Raw genomic sequence first — 3,408 nt, 5'->3', positions numbered from 1 at the left:
GCCGCCCGCGGGATCCCCGTCGTCGTCACGGGCGGCCCCGACGAGCGGGACCTCACGGCGCTCGTGGCCGGATCCGCCGCCCTCGACCTCGGCGGCCGCACCGACCTCGCGGGCCTCGGCGCGCTCATGCGCCGCGCGGCCGTGCTCGTGAGCGGCAACACGGGTCCCGCGCACCTCGCCGCCGCGGTCGGCCTGCCCGTGGTCAGCCTGTTCTCCCCCGTCGTGCCGCCGATCCGCTGGGCTCCGTACGGCGTGCCCGTGATCCTGCTCGGCGACCAGGACGCGCCGTGCCGCCTGAGCCGCGCGCGCGACTGCCCGGTCCCCGGCCACCCGTGCCTGTCCGGCGTCTCCCCCGCCGAGGTCGCCGACGCGGTGGAGCGCCTGCTCGCCACGACCGGCGGCACGGGCGGCACCGGGTCGCGCCCGACCGCGGAGGTGCCCGCATGAGGATCCTGATGTGGCACGTCCACGGCGGATGGACCGACTCGTTCGTCCTCGGCCGGCACGAGGTCCTGCTCCCCGCCACGCCCGCGCGCGATGCGTGGGGCCTCGGCCGCGGCGGACGCGACTGGCCCGCGAGCGCCCGCGAGGTGGATCCCGCCCTGCTGCACGAGACGGCCGTCGACCTGGTGCTCCTCCAGCGCGTCGCCGAGGTCGACGAGGCGGAGCGGCTCCTCGGCCGCCGCCTCGGCACCGACGTGGCCGCCGTGTTCCTCGAGCACAACACCCCGCGCGGCGCCCCGACCGAGACGGTGCACCCGCTCGCCGGTCGCGCCGACATCCCGGTGGTCCACGTCACGCGCTTCAACGCGCTCATGTGGGACACGGGGATCGCGCCCGCCGCGGTCGTCGAGCACGGCATCCCGGATCCCGGCGCCCTCTACACGGGCGAGGCCGCGTCGCTCGGCGCCGTCATCAACGAGCCGGTCCGCCGCGGCCGCATCACCGGCACCGACCTGCTGCCGGCGTTCGCGGCGGCCGCGCCCGTCGAGGTGTTCGGCATGGGCACCGACCTGCTGCCGGCCGCCTTCCCCGGCGAGCGCGGACCCGGCCTCGACAGCCGGCTCGTGCCCCGCGGCGACGTGCCGACCGCCCGCATGCACCCGGAGCTCGCGCGGCTCCGCGCCTACGTGCACCCGCACCGGTGGACCTCGCTCGGGCTGTCGCTCCTCGAGGCGATGCACATGGCGATGCCCGTGCTGGTGCTCGACGCGACGGAGGCCTCGCGCGCGGTGCCGCCGGACGCGGGCGCGATCTCCGCGGACCCGGCCGACCTGGTGCGCGCCGCGCGGCTGCTGGTCGCGGATCCGGACGAGGCCGCCCGCCGCGGACGCGTCGCCCGCGAGGCCGCGCTCGCCCGCTACTCCCTCGGCCGCTTCCTGCACGACATGGACGTCGTGCTGCACGACGCGGTCGACGCCGCGGCAGGGCGGCGCGCCCGCCGCACGGCCGTCGGACCCGCCGCCGCCGGCTCCCCCGACCCGCACTACCCGCACCCGCAGCTCGACGAGAGGACGACACGATGAGGATCGCGATGATCTCCGAGCACGCCAGCCCCCTGGCCACCATCGGCGGGGTCGACGCCGGCGGCCAGAACGTGCACGTCGCGGCGCTGTCCGCGGCGCTCGCGGACGAAGGCCACACCGTCACCGTCTACACGCGCCGCGACGACCCGGCGCTGCCCGCCCGCGTCGCCTTCGCGCCCGGCGTGGAGGTCGTGCACCTCGACGCCGGACCCCCGCGCGCCGTGCCGAAGGACGACCTCCTCCCCCACATGGGCGAGCTCGCCGACGGCCTCCTCGCCGACTGGCGCACCGCCCGCCCCGACGTGGTGCACAGCCACTTCTGGATGTCCGGCGTCGCCGCCCTCGACGCGGCCGCGCGCCTCGCGTCCTCGCCCGTCGGCGCCGCCCCCGCGCCGCCCGTGCTGCACACCTTCCACGCGCTCGGATCCGTGAAGCGCCGGCACCTGGGCGCCGAGGACACGAGCCCCGCCGAGCGCGCCGCCCTGGAGCCCGGGGTCGGCCGCCGCGCCGACGCGGTCATCGCGACGTGCTCCGACGAGGCCGCCGAGCTGGTGCGCTCCGGCGTGGACGCTGCCCGCATCACCGTGATCCCGTGCGGCGTGGACATCGAGCACTTCACCCCGCGCGCGGCGGCCCCCGCCGAGCGCGACGATCCGGGCCGCCCGATGCGCGTCATGGTGGTCGGCCGCCTGGTCCCGCGCAAGGGCGTCGACCTCGCGATCGAGGCCCTCGGGATCCTCGACCGCCGCGGCCGCCGGGACCTCGAGCTCGTGATCGTCGGCGGATCCGGCGACGCCGCGAGCGCCGGCGAGGACGCCGAGGCCCGCCGCCTGATGGACGCCGCCCGCGCCGCCGGGGTCGCCGACCGCGTGCGCCTGCACGGCCGCGTCTCGCAGGCGGACATGCCCGCCGTCATGCGCACCGCCGACGTGGTCGTCTGCGCGCCCTGGTACGAGCCCTTCGGCATCGTGCCGCTCGAGGCGATGGCCTCGGGCGTGCCCGTGGTCGCGTCCGCCGTCGGCGGACTCACCGACAGCGTGGTCGACGGGGTCACGGGGATCCTCGTGCCGCCGCGCGACCCCGCCGCCATCGCCGACGCCCTCGAGGCCCTGCACGCGGATCCCGAGCGCCGCCGCCGCCTCGGCCGGGCCGGCCGCGACCGCATGGAGCACGGCTACTCGTGGGCGACCGTCGCCGCCCGCACCGCGGAGGCGTACCGCTCGGCCATGCAGGACGCCGCCGTCGACGGGCTCCCCGCCGACCCGACCGTGGTGGACGCGCACCTCGACGCGCTCGGCCCGGTGCTCGACGCCCTCCGCGCGCACGCGCCGCGCCTCACCGCGTGGGGCAGCGAGATGGCCGACCGCCTCAGCCACGGCGCCCGCCTCCTCGCGGCCGGCAACGGCGGATCCGCGGCCGAGGCCCAGCACCTCACGAGCGAGCTGGTGGGCCGCTTCGACGGCGACCGGCGCCCGTTCTCCGCGATCGCCCTGCACTCCGAGTCGTCCGCGGTCACCGCGATCGGCAACGACTACGGCTTCGACGAGGTCTTCGCCCGCCAGGTGCACGCGCACGCGCGCTCGGGCGACATCGTCGTGCTGCTCTCCACGAGCGGCCGGAGCGCCAACCTCCTGAAGGCCGCCGCCGCCGCGCGCGCCGCGGGGGCCACCACCTGGGCGATGACCGGCCCCGGCCCGAACCCGCTCGTGGAGGCCTGCGACGACCACATCGCGCTCGACGGGCCGTCGGCGAACGTGCAGGAGGCGCAGCTCGTCGCCGTGCACGCCATCTGCCGCTCCTTCGAGAGCCGCCTGACGGCGAACGACCGGGCCGCGGCGCTCGCGTCGGCGATCGCGGACGCGGCGCCCGCCTCGCCCGCCGG

The 3,408-nt window shown here is 77.9% G+C and carries 3 protein-coding genes; all 3 read left to right on the top strand.

Features of this window, described 5'->3' with window-relative positions; translation table 11 throughout:
• A partial coding sequence (locus tag Q6969_RS14370) for a glycosyltransferase family 9 protein (protein WP_317231054.1) occupies nt 1-447 on the top strand: 447 nt, incomplete at its 5' end.
• Complete coding sequence (locus Q6969_RS14365; protein ID WP_317231053.1) at nt 444-1,526, top strand: glycosyltransferase; 1,083 nt, start codon at nt 444-446, stop codon at nt 1,524-1,526. The genes Q6969_RS14370 and Q6969_RS14365, both read left to right, overlap by 4 nt.
• Before the next feature lie 8 nt (nt 1,527-1,534).
• A partial coding sequence (locus Q6969_RS14360) for a glycosyltransferase (protein ID WP_317231052.1) occupies nt 1,535-3,408 on the top strand: 1,874 nt, incomplete at its 3' end.

This window comes from Clavibacter sp. MX14-G9D (assembly GCF_032917815.1).
In the GTDB taxonomy this organism is placed as follows: domain Bacteria; phylum Actinomycetota; class Actinomycetes; order Actinomycetales; family Microbacteriaceae; genus Clavibacter; species Clavibacter michiganensis_K.
This window is presented reverse-complemented; position numbering and strand designations above follow the sequence as displayed.